At 66.3% G+C, this 13,623-nt stretch carries 12 protein-coding genes; 9 read left to right on the top strand and 3 right to left on the bottom strand.

The features are described 5' to 3' along the window. The first annotated feature begins 150 nt into the window (after nt 1–150). From NU1_RS37965 to NU1_RS37950, 4 genes are read left to right on the top strand one after another with little or no spacing between them, the layout of a single operon-like run. Complete coding sequence (locus tag NU1_RS37965) at nt 151–1,533, top strand: hemolysin family protein (protein WP_067529114.1); 1,383 nt, start codon at nt 151–153, stop codon at nt 1,531–1,533. After that, entirely contained in the window at nt 1,526–2,590 is a 1,065-nt protein-coding gene (locus NU1_RS37960; protein WP_067529088.1) for a hemolysin family protein, read from the top strand. The genes NU1_RS37965 and NU1_RS37960 overlap by 8 nt, the downstream gene beginning before the upstream one ends. A gap of 32 nt (nt 2,591–2,622) precedes the next feature. Continuing rightward, entirely contained in the window at nt 2,623–3,492 is an 870-nt protein-coding gene (locus NU1_RS37955; RefSeq protein WP_067529113.1) for a 3-methyladenine DNA glycosylase, read from the top strand. Nucleotides 3,493–3,518: 26 nt separating this feature from the next. Continuing rightward, entirely contained in the window at nt 3,519–3,905 is a 387-nt protein-coding gene (locus NU1_RS37950) for a hypothetical protein (protein ID WP_067529087.1), read from the top strand. Nucleotides 3,906–3,952: 47 nt separating this feature from the next. Here the strand turns inward: NU1_RS37950 and NU1_RS37945 are convergent, their stop codons facing one another. Next, complete coding sequence (locus NU1_RS37945) at nt 3,953–4,177, bottom strand: YlcI/YnfO family protein (protein ID WP_067529086.1); 225 nt, start codon at nt 4,175–4,177, stop codon at nt 3,953–3,955. A gap of 194 nt (nt 4,178–4,371) precedes the next feature. Here NU1_RS37945 and NU1_RS37940 point away from each other — a divergent pair, with 194 nt between their 5' ends. The 3 genes from NU1_RS37940 (at nt 4,372) to NU1_RS37930 (ending at nt 7,377) form a co-directional block, all read left to right on the top strand. After that, complete coding sequence (locus NU1_RS37940) at nt 4,372–5,949, top strand: LVIVD repeat-containing protein (RefSeq protein ID WP_067529111.1); 1,578 nt, start codon at nt 4,372–4,374, stop codon at nt 5,947–5,949. Then, nucleotides 5,946–6,578 (top strand): DUF305 domain-containing protein, encoded by a 633-nt coding sequence (locus NU1_RS37935; protein ID WP_443093791.1) that lies wholly within the window; start codon nt 5,946–5,948, stop codon nt 6,576–6,578. The genes NU1_RS37940 and NU1_RS37935 overlap by 4 nt, the downstream gene beginning before the upstream one ends. A 73-nt stretch (nt 6,579–6,651) precedes the next feature. Next, nucleotides 6,652–7,377: a PaaI family thioesterase gene (locus NU1_RS37930; RefSeq protein ID WP_067529085.1), complete on the top strand. Its 726-nt coding sequence runs from the start codon at nt 6,652–6,654 to the stop codon at nt 7,375–7,377. 33 nt (nt 7,378–7,410) lie between these two features. On the opposite strand, the gene NU1_RS37925 is transcribed toward NU1_RS37930, so the two are convergent. Next, complete coding sequence (locus tag NU1_RS37925) at nt 7,411–8,046, bottom strand: HD domain-containing protein (protein ID WP_067529084.1); 636 nt, start codon at nt 8,044–8,046, stop codon at nt 7,411–7,413. 84 nt (nt 8,047–8,130) lie between these two features. Here NU1_RS37925 and NU1_RS37920 point away from each other — a divergent pair, with 84 nt between their 5' ends. Further along, nucleotides 8,131–9,105 (top strand): GlxA family transcriptional regulator, encoded by a 975-nt coding sequence (locus NU1_RS37920; RefSeq protein ID WP_067529083.1) that lies wholly within the window; start codon nt 8,131–8,133, stop codon nt 9,103–9,105. 313 nt (nt 9,106–9,418) lie between these two features. Here NU1_RS37920 and NU1_RS37915 read toward each other — a convergent pair whose 3' ends face one another. After that, nucleotides 9,419–9,949 carry a DM13 domain-containing protein gene (locus NU1_RS37915; RefSeq protein ID WP_067529082.1) on the bottom strand — a complete coding sequence of 177 codons (531 nt, stop codon included), beginning with the start codon at nt 9,947–9,949 and terminating at the stop codon, nt 9,419–9,421. A gap of 170 nt (nt 9,950–10,119) precedes the next feature. On the opposite strand from NU1_RS37915, the gene NU1_RS37910 reads away from it, so the two are divergent. Continuing rightward, nucleotides 10,120–13,590 (top strand): serine/threonine-protein kinase, encoded by a 3,471-nt coding sequence (locus NU1_RS37910; RefSeq protein ID WP_067529110.1) that lies wholly within the window; start codon nt 10,120–10,122, stop codon nt 13,588–13,590. Nucleotides 13,591–13,623: the final 33 nt, after the last annotated feature.

Genomic DNA, 13,623 nt, shown 5'->3' with positions numbered 1-13,623 from the left:
CACATATTCGACCTGCGAAAGGAACCAGTTGTCACCCGCGTCCGAGGGCGCCGTACAGGAGGGCTCCTCTACCGAGCCGGGTGACAAACCCGGCTTCACCGTCCTCCCAGCACTATCCCCACCACATTCGATGGCCCGGTGGTGCTGACAGTGTCCACCGTGTTCACCATTCTTTCCCTGTTCGGCTTCGTGGCTTTGACAGCGGGAACGGCCCTCTTCGTGGCCGCGGAGTTCTCACTCACCGCTTTGGAACGCTCCACCGTGGAGTCGCACGCCCGCACCGGCGACCGCCGCTCCCGGCAGGTGTGTCAAGCCCATCGCACCCTGTCGTTCCAGCTCTCCGGCGCACAGCTGGGTATCACCATCACCACGCTCATCACCGGCTATATCGCCGAGCCCGTACTGGCCAAGCTGTTCGCACCGCTGTTCAGCACGTTCGGCCTGAGTTCCGGTGCCTCACACGGTATTTCGCTGGCGCTGGCGCTGATTCTGGCCACCTCGCTGTCGATGATCTACGGCGAACTGGTGCCGAAGAACATCGCTATCGCGGCACCGCTGGGCACCGCGCGATTCACCGCGGGCCCGATGGTCGCGTTCTCGACGACATTCAAGTGGATGATCCATTTCCTCAATGGCACGGCCAACTGGGCGGTGCGGCAACTGGGCATCGAACCGGCCGAGGAACTGCGGTCGGCGCGCTCCCCGCAGGAATTGGGTTCGCTGGTGCGCACCTCCGCGCTGCGCGGGGCCATCGATCAGCGCACCGCACAGGTGGTGGACCGGTCGCTGCAATTCGGTGAACGCTCCGCCGAGGAGCTCATGACCCCGCGCGTGAAAACCGAATCCCTGGACCAGGACGACACCATCGCCGATCTCATCGATGCCGCCCGGCGCACCGGCTATTCGCGCTTCCCGGTTATCGACGGCGATCTCGACAACACCCTCGGCGTGGTGCACATCAAACAGGCGTTCCTGCATCCGGTGCGGGCGCGCCGGACCATCAAACTCAAAACCATCGCGCAGCAGGTGCCGATCGTGCCCGCCAGCCTCGACGGCGATGAGGTGCTCGAACGCGTGCGCGCCGACGGTATGCAGGTGGCCCTGGTGGTCGACGAATACGGCGGCACCGCGGGCATTGTGACGATGGAGGACATTATCGAGGAGATCCTCGGCGACGTCCGCGATGAGCACGATGAGGAGGAACTCGACGTGCGCCGTACCGCCGCGGGCTGGAACTGCTCGGGTCTGCTGCGCATCGACGAGGTGTCACGCACCACCGGATACGACGCTCCCGAAGGCGAATACGAAACCCTCGGCGGTCTGGTGCTGACCCGGTTGGGCCGGATCCCGGTGACCGGTGACGAGGTGCTGCTCCCGGAGCCCGGCAATGGTTCCCAGCCGCCTTTCGAACCACACACCGCCGGTGGCTGGATCGCGAAGGTAGAGCGAATGGACGGCCGCCGCATCGATCGGGTGCTGCTGCGCCCGGTGGACGCCGATACCCTCGCGGAATGGGGGCACGGCAATGGGTGATTGGCTAGCGGTACTACTCGCTGTCTTCCTGCTCCTCGGCAACGCCTTCTTCGTGGCGGCCGAATTCGCGCTCATCTCCGCACGCCGCGATCGCTTGGAAGCCCTTTCCGCGCAAGGGAAACGCAGCGCCGATACGGTCATCAAGGCGGGTGAGAACCTGTCGATGATGTTGGCGGCGGCGCAGTTGGGCATCACCATCTGTTCCATCCTGCTGGGTCGGGTAGGCGAACCGGCGGTGGCGCATCTGCTGGAGCGGCCGTTCGATCTGATCGGTGTGCCGGAGCAGCTCCTGCATCCGATCGCGTTCGCGGTGGCGCTGACCATCGTGGTGATCCTGCATATCCTGCTCGGCGAGATGATTCCCAAGAACATCGCGCTGGCCGGACCGGAACGCTCTGCCCTGCTACTGGTTCCGATCCATCTGGCGTGGCTGCGGCTGGCCCGTCCGCTCATCTGGATCTACAACCTGGCCGCCAACCTGACGCTGCGGATGCTGCGGATCGAACCCAAGGACGAACTCGACGCCACCGTCTCCTCCGTCGAATTGGCCGAGATGTTCGGCGAATCGCACTCCGAGGGTCTACTCGACGAGGAGGAGCACCGTCGCCTCACTCAGGCCCTGGGTTCCAGCGACCGCTTCGTCGCCGATGTCATGGTGCGGCTGGCCAAGGTTCGCTCGGTGCCGCTGCGTGGTGACGGCACCACCCTCGGCGATATCGAATCCGCCGTGGCCGAAACCGGATACAGCCGCTACCCGGTGTGTGCCGACGACGGTTCGCTGGTCGGCTACCTGCACGTCAAGGATGTCCTCGACCTGGTCGCCGACGATAAGGCGGGACCGAGCACACCCATCCCCCGCACCGATATCCGACCGCTGCCGACCATCAGTTGCGATGCCACCCTGTTCGAGGCATTGGCACGGTTGCGCCGCACCAACTCCCACCTCGGCCGGGTAGTGGACAGCCGCGGCAATACCGTCGGCATTGTCGCGCTGGAGGACCTGGTGGAGGAATTCGTCGGCACCGTCCGCGACGCCACCCACCGGATCGCCGAATAACGGTGTCGGATACGGAACTACGCGTCACCGGGCTGCGGGTCCTCCCGCAGCCCGCGTGGCGCGCCCGCGCGGCCGCGCACCGGACCCGGGTCGATCACCTGATCGGCCCGTATCTGGAACAGCGCGCCGCCGGATCCAAACATCCGGTAATCGACTTCCTGTTCACCTATTACGGCCACAAGCCCGCCCAACTCCGACGCTGGCACCCCGGCTACGGAACAGGGCTGGCCGATGCCGCCGAGTACTCGGAATTCCGCGGGTACCAGCAGATCCCGACACCGGCGGGCCCGGCCTGGACCGCCGATCCCGAGTTCCTCGAAAAACGCCGCAGCACCATCGAATTCATTGCCGGCCTGCTGGAAGCCACCGCGTCGCGCCCCGCCCAGCTCTCCTGCTTCGGCCTACACGAATGGGCCATGGTGTACCGCACCGACGACGTCCGCCACCAACAGGTCCCACTGCGTCTGGGCCACCAGGGCACCGACGAAGTCGTGGAATCAATGCAGCTACGCTGCACCCACTTCGACGCCTTCCGCTTCTTCACCCCCGAAGCCGCCCCCCGCAATATCGAACCCCTCACCCGCGCCGACCAGGTGGACCGCGAACAACCCGGCTGCCTGCACGCCAATATGGACATCTACAAGTGGGCCTTCAAACTGACCCCGCTCATAGACTCCGACCTGCTCTTCGACGCCTTCGAACTGGCCTGCGCCGCCCGCGAACTCGATATGCGGGCCAGCCCTTACGATCTCGCCGAATACGGCTACGAACCCGTGCGCATCGAGACCCCGGCGGGGCGAGCCGACTACGTCCGCGGCCAGGCCGAAATCGCCTCCCGCAGTGAGGTTCTCCGCACACGGCTCCTGGCTACCTGTCGCACCCTGCTAACTTGTCGGCGATAGACCAGAGCTGACTGGGGGATTCGAACATGATCAATCAACCGCACAGTGACCAACCCGGGCACCCGCCCGCGGCACCCGTCTATGCCCATGGACACGACAGGGAGCTCCTGACCCCCAACCAGCGAATCGTATTCTTCGCGGCCCAACAGGTCGTTCTCGGTGCTTGGCTGGTTGCCATCTCACTGGGCACCATCGGTGCTCACCGCTCCGAATTGGACAAGTGGAGAGCCGATGAGTCGGCATACCGGGGCGATGCGCCAGACCTGGCCGAGAGCTTCTTTTCGATGCTGTTCGTGAGTAGCGTGTGCGCGGGCGTTCTCATCATCGCGATCACAGCCACCAAGACCAAGCTGCGACACTACATGCGGGAGCGTCCCGCTGGCCCTGTCTTCGTCCCGCCGATTCGGCCCTGATCGAGCGGCAGGCACCGTCGACTACCCGCTGACGCGTCTGGCACCGGTTACCGGGTGCACTCCGGGCCGGGGGTCTCTTTGATCCGGCTCGACACATCCGAACGCCCGCTGCGCCCCGCGCCCGCCGCACCGAATCGTCGCTCCGTCTGCACAGGCAGGTAGTGTGCGATGGCTTCGCGACACGGCTCGGCGCCCGTGACACCTCGCAGCTGCGCCACCTGACGCAGGCGCTCATCGAGGTCGTCGGGCAGATTCACCGTAATCCGCTGCACAGCAGGCCAACATACACACCGACAGAAACGGTTACTCGATGTCGGCTGGCCGCTGCGTTCGCACTCCACACTGTAAGCCGAATCCGCCAACTCTTCGGTGGACCCTACCGGCCGGTCAGTTAATGGTTTACCGTCCCCAGGTGTAACCGGGGACACAGAGGTCCCGGGCCGGAAGAAGTATGGGGGTGGCCGCGATGGGGCGGTTCACGGGGATTCGGCGGTCCAAGGCCGGGGTGGTCGCTGCCGCCGCGCTGCTGGCGGTGGCTGTGCTGCCTATCGGTGGGGCGTCGGCGGATCTGCGGTCCGATATCGAGAATGCCGTGCAGCAGTTCTTCGATGTGGGGCGGACCGCGGTGCCGCGGGCGGAGTGTGGGCCCGATTCCATGCCGGAGCCCGGGTTGCAGGGGGACGTTCCGGCGGCTGACCGCAATAGTGGGCGCAGCACGCTGGGGTATCGGTGCAATATGTCGTTCGTCGGCGGGTATGTGGGACGGGGGGCCGGGATTACCTCGGCCACTTACGAACACTGCTCGTATACGGGGTCGTTCTTCCCCGGCAATATCCTCGGCCCGTCGCAGGGTGTGCAGGTGCTCGATGTGTCCGATCCGACCAATCCGGTGGTGACCGCGACGCTGACCGAACCGGCGATGCTCGCCGGTACCTGGGAGTCGCTGAAGGTCAATGCGGAGCGAAAGCTGCTGGTGGGCACCGGTGTTCCGCTGGCCGAGGGCGCGGGGTACCTGTCGGTCTACGACATTTCCGATTGCGCGCATCCACGCCTGCTCAATCCGGGGCCAGGCACGAATCTGCTGATGCCGCTGCCGATTACCACCCACGAGGGCGGCTTCTCGCCCGATGGACGGACCTATTGGGCCTCCGGTATCGCGCCCGGATTCGTCAGTGCAGTGGATCTGACCGATCCAGCCAATCCGCATGTCATCTGGCAGGGGCTTACCGGGGTCCAGGCGCACGGGTTCGGGATCAGTCCCGATGGGAATCGGATGTACCTGTCCGCGCTGGGCGGTTTTACCGTGCTGGATATCAGCGCGGTGCAGCGCCGCGACCCGAATCCGCAAGTGCCGCACCTGGGTCGGGTGTTCTGGACCGATGGCTGGGCGACCCAGCACAGCATTCCGGTCACCTATGACGGCGAGCACTACCTGTTCACCGTCGACGAGGGTGGTTCCGGCGGCGTCAAACTCATCGATATCTCCGATGAGACCAATCCGCGGGTGGCGGCCAAGGTCAAGCTGGAGATCAACCTGCCGGAACATCAGGATTCCCTGATTGCCTCGGCCATGGGCGGTTCGCTCTTCTCCTATGACGCCCACTACTGCGCCGCCGACCGGCCGACCAACCCCACGGCGCTGGCCTGTGGTTGGGAGTCCTCCGGTATCCGCGTCCTCGATGTCCGCGACCCGTATGCCATTCGCGAGATCGCCTACTACAACCCGCCCGCCCGCACCGGACGCAATCTCGAACTGTGGAACTCCCCGCACGCCCTCGCCTCCCTCATCGGCGTCCCGGCCATGGAGTTCCCGTCGGCGGCACGCGCCATCCTGGAGGGCAAATTCGATCTCGGCCAGGCACTTTCGGCCCGGTCCGGCATGATCGCCTTCGGTGACCTGTCCACCGACTGGTGCTTCGCCCCACCGGAATGGCATGGCAGCCAGCTGTGGACCAGCTGCAATGACAATGGCTTCATGGTGTTGCAACTCGATGAGAGCGTGTACACCCCGCCCGCCGATCAGCGGTCGGTGGTCGGCTCGTGAAGTTGCTGCGCCCCATCGCACTCGTGGCGATGGCCGTACTACTGATCGGGGTGGGTATGGCATTGCGCCCGGTACTCGTCCCGCAGGACCAGGCGACGCCTTCGGTTATGAACCCGACCGAGATCGGTTTCGCCCAGGACATGCTGCTGCACCACCAGCAGGCCCTGTTCATGGTCCAACGCTTGGATCCAGCCGCGGATCCGGCGATCAAGCAACTGGCACAGCAGATCTCCGATTCCCAGCGCGTCGAGATCGGCACCATGCTCGGTTGGTTGCGTCTGGCCAATGCCTCGCCCACCAACCCGAACCCCATGGCATGGATGCACACCGACTCCGATCCGGATGCGGCACATCACCATTCATCGGAGGACGGGTTGATGCCCGGTATGGCGACCCTCGCCGAACTCGACGCCCTCTCCGCCGCACGCGGCACCGACGCGGAAACCCTGTTCCTGCAGCTCATGCTGCGCCATCATCAGGGCGGCGTCACCATGGCCGAGGCGGCGGACGAACTGCTGACGTCGGGGGCGGTGAAGGAGGCGGTGCGCGCGATGATCACCGAGCAGAACCAGGAGGCGGGCATTATCACGATCGTGCTGGCTCAACGGGGGGCGCAGCCACTCCCCTGATTCCATCGCATCCGGGCGCCGGTATCGTCGATTGTGTCGACGGCCGCCAGGCCGGGAAGGGGCGACCGACAGCATGATCGAAACCGAGACGATCACCATCCCGACGCATGTGCACGGCTATCCCGATGTGGCGTTCGGCGGGTACGTGGCGGGAATGCTCGCGCGCCGCACAGGTGCGGACACGGTACGGGTCGATTTCCGTCGCGCGGTACCGATCGAGCAGCCGATCCGCGTACCCGCGCACGACGGCGACCGAATCATCCTGACCGGAGCCGACGACGGGTTGCTGGCCGAAGCCACCCCGGCCGCCCTGACCGTGGTAGCGCCGCCCGCTCCGTCCTGGTCGGAAGCCAAGAGCGCCACCGAAGCCGCGCTGTCCTCCCCCGCACGCCAGGTCACCGACTGCTACGGCTGCGGCGTGGAATGCCCGCCCGGACGCGGCCTGCGCCTATTTCCCTGGTCCCTGTCCGACCGCCGGATCATGGCCGCCGCATGGACCCCCGACCAGGGCTTGGCCGATACGCACGGCGAACTGCCCCCCGAGGTGGTCTGGTCGACCCTCGATTGCCCGGGCGGTATCGCGGCCTGGGTCTTCCAGAAGATGGGCCCGGGCGCGGTCACCGCCGCCCTGACCGCTACCCAACTCCAACCGGTACTGGCGGGCGCGGAATACATTTCCTACGCCTGGCCGATGCACACGGACGGCCGTAAACGCACTGTCGGCGTGGCACTTTCGACACCCGATGGGGAGCTGTGCGCACTGGGCGAGGCACTCTGGATCGCGCCGCGCCCAGCTTGATCACCACGGCAACTGGGTCACCGCCCCGCCTGATCACTCCGGCCACGGCGACCCCTCGATGACCTGTACGAAGTTCGTCCGTACATAACCGGTCGAGAAGCGTTCCAGTACATCGGCTTTCACATTCCCGAAGGTCGATGTCGGGCGATGTGCGATACCGTCGGCGAAGGCGGCCAGGATACGGTTCTTGAAGTCCGGGCGCGGATGTGCGGCGACCACGGCATCGCGTATCTCATCGGCGATGTCCCGGTATCCGATACCGAGCACGTCCAGCTCCACACCCGCTGTCACCAGCGCGATTTCCGGTGCCATCCGGCTCGGGATTTCCGGCGTGGTGTGCAGTGCGATGGCTGTCCACACCAGTTCGGCGCGCTCATCGGCAATCCCGTGCGCGTGCAGGAACTTTCGGGCCTCGTCGGCACCGTCGATTTCGAATCGCTGGTCGGCGTCGCGATAGCGTTCGGTCAGTCCGAGGTCGTGGAACATGGCACCGATATAGAGCAGCTCGGGATCGAAATCGAGTTCGCGGCGGCGGCCCTGGAGCGTGCCGAACAGGAATACCCGGCGGGAGTGGTCGAAGATCAGCGGGGAGGCGGCGTCGCGCACCAGTTCGGTGGCTTCGCGTGCCAGCGTGCTGTCGGGGATGCGGATATCGGCGATCGTTGTCATGGCTCGAGCATCGTCGCCGCGCCACCCCGCCCACCATGGCCATCTGGCCGCATACCCCACAGATTCGGCCATTAGGCTGGGCGGGTGATTCGTGAAATCGCCGTGGCCGTGTACGAGGGCGTCCGCCTGCTCGATGCCACCGCGCCCCTGGAAGTCTTCAGTACCGCAAGGGATTTGGGCGGCGACTACCAGCTCGTACTGTGCTCACCGACCGGCGATGCCGTCACCACCTCGGCGGGCACCAGTCTCACCGTGAACGCCGCGTTCGCCGATATCCGCGGCGCGCACACCGTCCTGGTCCCGGGATCCGCGCACCTGCCGCACGCCCCCGCACCACGCGAACTCGTCGCCGCCATACCGGCTTTCGTGCAATCATCGCACCGCATCGCCTCGGTGTGCACCGGCGCTTTCGCCCTGGCCGAGGCCGGAATCCTCGACGGCCGCCGCGCCACCACACACTGGCGGCACACCGAGACCCTCGCCCGCGCCCACCCGAGGATCACCGTCGAACCCGACGCCATCTATGTCCGCGACGGCTCGGTGTACACCTCCGCCGGAGTGAGCGCGGGCATCGACCTCGCCCTGGCCCTGGTCGAGGAGGACGAGGGCGCGGACCTGGCCCGTGAAGTGGCTCGCGACCTGGTGGTATTCCTGCAACGCCCCGGCGGCCAGTCCCAGTTCTCGGTCGCCTCCCGCCTTCCGCGCCCCCGCCACGCGCCCCTGCGCGCCCTACTCGACCAGATTCTCGCCAACCCCGCCGCCGACCACTCGCTTCCCGCCATGGCCGCCCGCGCCGCGCTCAGCGTCCGCCACCTCACCCGCCTGTTCCGCGAACACCTCGCCACCACTCCCGCTGCCTTCGTCGAAACCGTCCGACTGGAGGCCGCCCAGGCCATGCTGGAATCCGGCGAATCCGTCACCCAGGCCGCCCACCGCTCCGGTCTCGGCAGCGACGAGTCCCTCCGCCGAGTCTTCCTCCGCCACCTGGGCGTAACCCCGTCGGCCTACCGGGCCCGCTTCCGCACTGCCCTCTCCGCCGCGGCTCCGAGTAACCAGTGAGCCTGAACGTACGCTGTTGCTCCCCCTGCTCGTCATCCCGGCGTGCTCTGGGGTCGGAATCGACTGCGCTGCACCGGCAACGGTGAATCCCGGCTGGAACACGCCGGGGTGGCGCCGACACCGGTCCTGCAATACCGGTATGCGGATGACCGGAAGTACCGCCGCTCGTGACCGAAGCGGCCCCATATTCCGGCGCGCTTCTCGGGCGGGATGCATAACCTTGCTCAGTGTGGATTCCGGGCCAAAAGCACGCCAGAATGACGGGGCACGACGTGCGGTACTTCCGACCAGTCCCGAAGGTGGCAGCGCCTGCTCACACCGCGTTGAGCTCGGCCGCGCCGAAGGAGACATTGAAGCGGTCGCACCAGATGGACACGCTGCGCAGCGTGGTCAGGTCGGCGTCGGCGGGGATGTCATAGTTCTGGCTGCCCTTGTTGCCCTTGAGGTTTCCGAGGTTCAGGTATTCACCGTCGTCGAAGACGCCCCAGCCGTCCGAGCCCGGCAGGACCTCGGCGTCGCTGAGCCAGACGAACAGTGCGGGCCCGTCGGAGGTGTCGAGATCCTCGAGTCGCAGCACCCGCCGACCATCACCGAGCTGGATTACCCGCACAGTGCCGGTGGTGGCGTGCTCATGGGCGATGAAAGTGCCCGTGTACACGGTTTTCGGCTCCGGCACCCCGGGGGTCGCGGGCCCGCTGATCGTCGGCGCGGCCTCCTCCACCGTGGTGTTCGTGAACAGCCGCCACGGCTGGAACAGCGCCAATCCGATACCGAGCCCGATAACCAGCACCACGGCGACCACCCAGGTAATGCGAGAACGTGCGATTTTGCTTGCCGACACCATGGGAACGATTCAACTCCACCCGCGGCGATTCGGCCCCCGCTCGCGCGGTGACGTCATACTTCGGTCACACCGCGCAGCGCGTCTCCCCGGCGACGCGCCCGGAGTGGCAGCACAATCGCCGCGACCGGCTTATGCTCGAGTTGACGGGCTTTTTTCGTATCGGGGTCGCCGTGGTGCATATCGATCCGCTCTCCACGCACCGCGACCTGGCTTCAGGGTTCGCGGCGGAGCTCGATGCTGCCGGATTCACCGGTGCCACCGAGATCGGTCGCGGCGGTTTCGGCGTGGTCTACCGCTGCTTCCAGACCGCCCTCGATCGCGAGGTGGCGATCAAGGTGCTGACCGCCGATCTCGAATCGGAGAACCTCGAACGTTTCGTCCGCGAACAGTTGGCCATGGGCAAGCTGTCCGGTCACCCGAATATTGTCAGCGTGTTCGAGGTGGGTTCCACCGCCACCGGCCGCCCCTACATCGTGATGCCGTATCACTCGCACGGCTCCCTCGACGAGCTCATTCAGCAGCACGGCCCGCTCGACTGGCAGGAGGTCCTGCATATCGGGGTGCGGATCGCGGGTGCGCTGGAGACCGCGCACCGGCGCGGACTGCTGCACCGAGATGTCAAGCCCGCCAATATATTGCTGACCGAATACGGCGAGCCGCAATTGGCCGATTTCGGGATCGCCAGGCTGGCAGGCGGTTTCGAGACGACCGCGGGAACCATTACCGGGTCGCCCGCCTACACCGCCCCGGAGGTATTGCAGGGGCAGACACCGGATGCGACGGCCGATATCTACGGCCTGGCGTCCACGCTGTTCTGCGCGGCCACCGGACACGCGGTATTCGAACGTCGCAGCGGCGAGCAACTGGTCGCACAGTTCGTCCGCATTACCAAGCACCGGATGCCGAATCTGGACGATGCTGGCCTACCTCCCGACCTGACCGCCGCAATCGAGCGGGCGATGTCTCGCGATCGCGGTGAACGACCCGCGACCGCCGCGGAATTCGGTGCCGCGCTACGGGAGATCCAAGAGCGGCACGGACTTTCGCCGGACCAGATGCCGATTCCGCTACCGGCCACGGACCCGCACGGACCACCCTCCTCCGCGACCCCGACGAGCTCCGATCGCCGGCGCCGCACCCGGACATCCACCAGAACCCCGCCGGTACCCGCGACGCGACTGCGGCCACCGACGCTCACCCGGGCGCTGGTCGACCGCCCGCGGCTGCTCGGCATGCTGCGGCTGGGGCGCGACCGCAGGCTCGCGGTCATTCACGGCCCCACCGGTTTCGGCAAGACGACCCTCGCGGCGCAGTGGTGCGAGGACATGGCCGACGAGGGCATCTCGGTGGCGTGGCTGACCGTCGACAGTGACGACGACAATGTGGTGTGGTTCCTCTCGCACCTGATCGATTCCGTACGCGCGATCCGGCCCGCGCTGGCACGAGAACTCGGCGAGCTACTCGAGGAGTACGGCGACGAGGCCGGGCGATACGTCCTGACCTCGTTGATCAACGATATCGACCGGCGCGGTGAACAACTCGTCGTGGTGATAGACGACTGGCATCGGGTATCGGACCCCGAGACCATCGCGGCCCTGCGTTTCCTGATCGAGAGTTCCAGCCCGGTCCTGCATACCGTGGTGACCAGCCGCAGGCAAACCGGCCTACCCATGAGTTCCATGCGAGCTCGTGCCGAACTCGCGGAAATCGGCACGGCCGCATTACGTTTCGATGTGGACGAGGCCTACACCCTGCTGGTCGAACTGGATGGGCTCGACCTGGATCGCGGCGACGTCGAGGACCTCACAGAGTCCACCGGCGGCTGGGCCGCGGCCCTGCAACTGGCCGCGCTGACGCTGCGCGGCAAGGATGATCCGAGCCAGCTGATCGGCCAGTTGACCGGTCGCCACCACGCCATCGGCGAATTCCTGGCCGAGAACGTCCTCGACGCCCTCGAACCCGGCATGCTCGATTTCATGGTGGCCACCTCGATCACCGAACGCATCTGTGGTGAACTGGCTTCCGCGCTCACCGGCGTACCGAACGGGCAGGAACTGCTCGAACGGATCGAACAGCAGGATCTGTTCCTGCGCCGACTCGACGGCGGACAGTGGTTCCAATATCACCACCTGTTCCGGGATTTTCTGCGGCAGCGCCTCGAACGCGATCTGCCCGAACGGCTCGACGAACTGCACCGGACGGCGTCGCGGTGGTTCGCCGACCATCGGCATGTCAGCGAGGCGGTGGACCACGCGTCGCTGGCCGGTGACGAGGTACGCGCCGTCGAAATCGTCGAACGCGACGGCATGTCGTTACTGGAATACGGGCAGATGGCCAGCCTCATCGGCCTGGTCAACAAACTGCCCCCGGCGGTCATCGAGACACATCCGCGGCTGCAACTCGATCTGGCGTGGGCGAATATCCTGCTGCACCGCGCCGAACCGGCCGAACGCGCACTGCGCCTGGCGGAAACGACACTCGACCGTGGCGACCTCGACGCGGACACCATCGCGCTGCTGCGTGCGGAAGCCGGTGTGGTGCACGCGGTCGTCACCGTGCGCGGGGATGTGCTGATCGGCGTCGAGGAGATGCTCGCGCCCTGTTTCGCCCGGGCCGACGCGTTGTCGCCCTATGTGGTCGCCCTGGCGGCGAATGTCGCGAGCTTCGCCGCGGGCTACCGCTACGACTTCGCCGAAGCGGTGCGCATCCAGGAGTGGGCCGCACCATATCTGCGCCGAAACAAGGGCTTCTACAACAGTGTGCACAGTTTGTGCTTCCTCGGGCTCGCGGCGAGTCTGCAACTGGATATCGCCGGGGCGGAGCGGTACTTCCGACATGCGCTCGAGGTCGCCAAACAGTCCGGCGGCAGCCATTCCTACGGTGCGCGACTGGCCGGATCGCTACTGGGTGAACTGCTCTATGAGCGCGGCGAGATCGTCGAGGCGGAGCGGCTGCTCGACGAGGGCTACAAATTGGGACCAGACGCGGGCGTCGTCGATTTCAAATTGGCGCGCTATGTGGTCGGCGGGCGAGTCAAGGCCCTGCTCGGTGACCGTGCCGCCGCCATCCGCAGACTGAACGAGGGTGCCCGCGCGGCACATTCGATGTCACTGCCGCGATTGCGCGCCGAGGTGGAGAACGAGCGGCTGCGGTTGGGTCTGCCACCACATCCGGAATTCGGTGCGCTCCCGGTGGTCGACTACGACCACCGCCGCACACCGGTCGACCCGATCGACGAAATCACGGTGCTGTACCAGGAATTCACCGCGATCCGGCTGCTGCTCACCGAATCGTCCACGGACCGCACCGAACTCGCCTGTACCTGGGCACAGGAATGGGTGGATCGCCTCGAATCGGTCCATCGCCCCAGAGAACTGCTGAAGGCGCGCCGACTGCTGGTCGCCTGCCTGGCCGCCGCGGGCCGAACCGATGCGGCAAAGGCCCTGCTGGCGACGGTCACCGCGCAGTGCGCCGAATACGGTTCGGTCCGCTACATCCTCGACGGCGGCCCGCATGTCGTCGCGACCCTCGCCGCACTGCACGCGGATCAGCTCGCCGACCGCTGGAATCCGGACTGGCCCGAGGTTCCCGCCGCGTTCCTGCGCGCTCTCGTCGACGCCGAGGCGGCACAGCGAATCTAGCTTCGCTCAACTCGCTCGCGCCGCGTCATTGAC

The sequence above is a fragment of the Nocardia uniformis NBRC 13702 genome, assembly GCF_001613345.1.
GTDB classification, from domain to species: domain Bacteria; phylum Actinomycetota; class Actinomycetes; order Mycobacteriales; family Mycobacteriaceae; genus Nocardia; species Nocardia uniformis.
This window is presented reverse-complemented; position numbering and strand designations above follow the sequence as displayed.

Coding starts and splice junctions, on each gene's coding strand:
- NU1_RS37960 (WP_067529088.1), top strand. CDS start 1,526: ATGGGTGATTGGCTAGCGGTACTACTCGCTGTCTTCCTGCTCCTCGGC.
- NU1_RS37950 (WP_067529087.1), top strand. CDS start 3,519: ATGATCAATCAACCGCACAGTGACCAACCCGGGCACCCGCCCGCGGCA.
- NU1_RS37940 (WP_067529111.1), top strand. CDS start 4,372: ATGGGGCGGTTCACGGGGATTCGGCGGTCCAAGGCCGGGGTGGTCGCT.
- NU1_RS37930 (WP_067529085.1), top strand. CDS start 6,652: ATGATCGAAACCGAGACGATCACCATCCCGACGCATGTGCACGGCTAT.
- NU1_RS37925 (WP_067529084.1), bottom strand. CDS start 8,046: ATGACAACGATCGCCGATATCCGCATCCCCGACAGCACGCTGGCACGC.
- NU1_RS37915 (WP_067529082.1), bottom strand. CDS start 9,949: ATGGTGTCGGCAAGCAAAATCGCACGTTCTCGCATTACCTGGGTGGTC.